4 protein-coding genes are annotated in these 2564 nt (G+C 43.0%); 1 reads left to right on the forward strand and 3 read right to left on the reverse strand.

All coding sequences use genetic code 11. From position 1 onward, the window contains the following. Window positions 1-280: peptide-methionine (S)-S-oxide reductase (locus tag WBJ10_RS05745; protein WP_424288573.1), on the forward strand; the 280-nt coding region annotated here is incomplete at its 5' end. A gap of 16 nt (window positions 281-296) precedes the next feature. Here WBJ10_RS05745 and mobA read toward each other — a convergent pair. The 3 genes from mobA to WBJ10_RS05760 form a co-directional block, all read right to left on the reverse strand. After that, window positions 297-899, reverse strand: coding sequence for a molybdenum cofactor guanylyltransferase (mobA, locus tag WBJ10_RS05750; protein ID WP_424288574.1), 603 nt, complete (start codon window positions 897-899; stop codon window positions 297-299). Next, entirely contained in the window at window positions 899-2377 is a 1479-nt protein-coding gene (locus tag WBJ10_RS05755) for a rubredoxin (RefSeq protein ID WP_424288575.1), read from the reverse strand. The genes mobA and WBJ10_RS05755 overlap by 1 nt, the downstream gene beginning before the upstream one ends. A 1-nt stretch (window position 2378) precedes the next feature. After that, the coding region (locus WBJ10_RS05760; protein WP_424288576.1) for a (2Fe-2S)-binding protein at window positions 2379-2564 on the reverse strand (186 nt) is incomplete at its 5' end.

Here is a 2564-nt window from a genome sequence, read left to right on the forward strand (position 1 = left end):
CAGACAAGGCGCTGATGTGGGCACTCAATACCGTTCCGCTATTTTTTATTTTGATGCGCAGCAAAAGGCCGAAGCTGAAAAATATAAAGCTGAGCTAAATAAAGCCAGGGTCTACCCTAAACCTATAGTGACACAAATCTCGGCTGCGCAAACTTTTTATAAAGCGGAAGATTATCACCAAAACTATTATAACCTGAACGGGAAGCAGCCTTATTGCCGCGCAGTGATCCTGCCAAAAGTTGAGAAGTTGGAGAAAATATTCAAAGACAAACTAAATTAAAACGCAAGGTTTACTATTAAATATTGATCTGGAAATTATTGGAACATAAATCAAGTCGGTTGTAGTTTTTAAAACACCCGGCGTTTTGGACTGGAATTTTTAGCGCATTTCCTGACCCAAGCACATCCTGCAAACTTCTCGCTAATACAGGAATGCCTTGCAATACGCGTCCAGTATAAATACAGCACAACGGCTCCCAAAAGCGCCCATTATGGAACGCATAAAAGTGGAAGTACGGTTTAGTGGTATACTTGTTAACCAACACCCGCAGGGTTGAGATATCCATGTCCACAAGATCGCACGCCAGCACCAGCAAGTCTGAAGTCTGAAATTGCTTGTGAACAGTTAAAATTCCTCCTATCGGTCCTGACTCGGTCCAATTATCCATAACCAGAGCATTTAGCGGAAAGTATTTGCTATACTCTTCTTTCTGTGAGTCATTAATAGATACAAGCACCCGCAAACCCAGCTCTTGCAGCTTTTCGGCGCATATCATGGCCCATGGTTTACCATTCATGAGAATAAGTCCTTTATCCCTACCCATTCTGCTACTTTTCCCGCCGCAGAGTACAACGCCGATTAGCTTCTCCATTTCGATAATTAGGTTTACAACATACATCAAACAGGTGCTACACTTACCTTTAATGGCTGGAAATTCTCTTTTGAAGAATCACAAACAGGGCAGTTGTAATATTCAAGTGATTCAAACGAAATACCTGGTTGCAAACCGTTTGCTGTATCTCCATATTGTTCGTTATAACAAGTAAGGCAAAGCTGGCATTGCCAGCTGGAGGCCACTACGGCCGGCAGTGTTTTAGATTGTTCGCTAGCCGGCCCTGATCCGCTTGCAAGCTTGTCGCGAAGTAAGTAATAGCTTTCGCAAATTGCTATAAGCTTAGAACCCAACTGGTGCTGCCTTACTTCGCGATCAATACTTACATAATCTTTAGAATTCGGATTAAAATCGCGGGTATGCAAAACTTCATATAAAATACTTCCCCCGCGGCCACGGGTACTACGTTTACGGATAACTACAGACCCAAACAGGCCCGTTCGCGGCTTTGTTTTAATTGCAAAGCATAAACGATAAGTTCTCAGATCGGCTTCTTCAAATTCTCTTACCAGTTGAGTTTTAAGGGTAAGGGCTTTTTCGCAAAGATCCTCCAACTGCCAGTTCAGTTCATTGGCCGCATGACGAACGTTGATCCGATAATTATTTAACAAGTTACTCCAGTAAATACGATCAAGTAAATCTATATTTTTAATAATCAGAGATTTCCATGCCGTAGTATACAACTGACCGATGCGCGTTTTACTGCAAAGAGTGCAAATATCCTTCAGGAATTCAACATTAAAGTCCTCCTGCCTGCGGTATATGCCCAGCCAAAGCTTATTCTCCCTGTACTTATTAAATCCCTCATAATAGGGAAGTTGAAAATCGGTATGAATCAGGGGATGATCAAATTCCTGCATCAGGAAGCCATTCTCTTTTCCCACTCTTTCGACCAACTGTTGTCCCTTTATATCAGGGTTGTTGTAAAACAGGTCCGGCGACCGGAAAATTACAGATTCAATAACTTCACTAATCCCCGCAATGTCCTCAGAATAAACCAATGACGGCCAGCAATACATCGTGGTTGTTTTTGGAAAACGGATATACAAATACCAGAAATTACTCACGGAAGAGGAAATAAAATTCAGGTTACCGGTGAAAAACGGGATCAGGTTCTGGGAATAATCTACAATATTGATCTTCAGACGGGGGCGATACGAAAAGCTGTCAAGAATATCCTTGTACACGCCTTCGCGAAGCCAGTTCGGGGTATATAAAACTTCTTCGGTAACGTAAGAGCTCATGATGTTCGGATACTCGTCGCTATCTGATTCGAAATCGATCTCATTAACTTCAAAACGTTCCACCAGATCTTCCATTTTTTCATGATCTATCGTAAATAGCAGCTGCTGCCGATTTCCAATGTGCACGTTTCGCACGCCGCATCGTTCGGCTTGCTCTAAAATTGTAAACAGATCGCCCGGAGAAACGATTCCACCGGTGAGATTTATTTTGATGGTATGGGAAATGGTCTCAGTTTTCATGTCATAGCAATTGGGGCAATCCGGCTACTTTATTCAAGGTGGAATCGAGAATCTTTTTCACTTCTGGCCTACAGGAACCGCAGCCAGTTCCGGCACCCGTTAGTGCACAGAGTGATTGCAGGTCATGGCATCCCGACCCGATCTTAGCCGTAATATTGCCTGACCCCACGTTATTGCAGCTGCAGAC

The organism is Daejeonella sp. (assembly GCF_049655485.1).
Taxonomy (GTDB): domain Bacteria; phylum Bacteroidota; class Bacteroidia; order Sphingobacteriales; family Sphingobacteriaceae; genus Daejeonella.

Excerpts from the sequence above, each read along its gene's own strand:
- mobA (WP_424288574.1), bottom strand. The coding sequence starts at position 899 with ATGTATGTTGTAAACCTAATTATCGAAATGGAGAAGCTAATCGGCGTT.
- WBJ10_RS05755 (WP_424288575.1), bottom strand. The coding sequence starts at position 2,377 with ATGAAAACTGAGACCATTTCCCATACCATCAAAATAAATCTCACCGGT.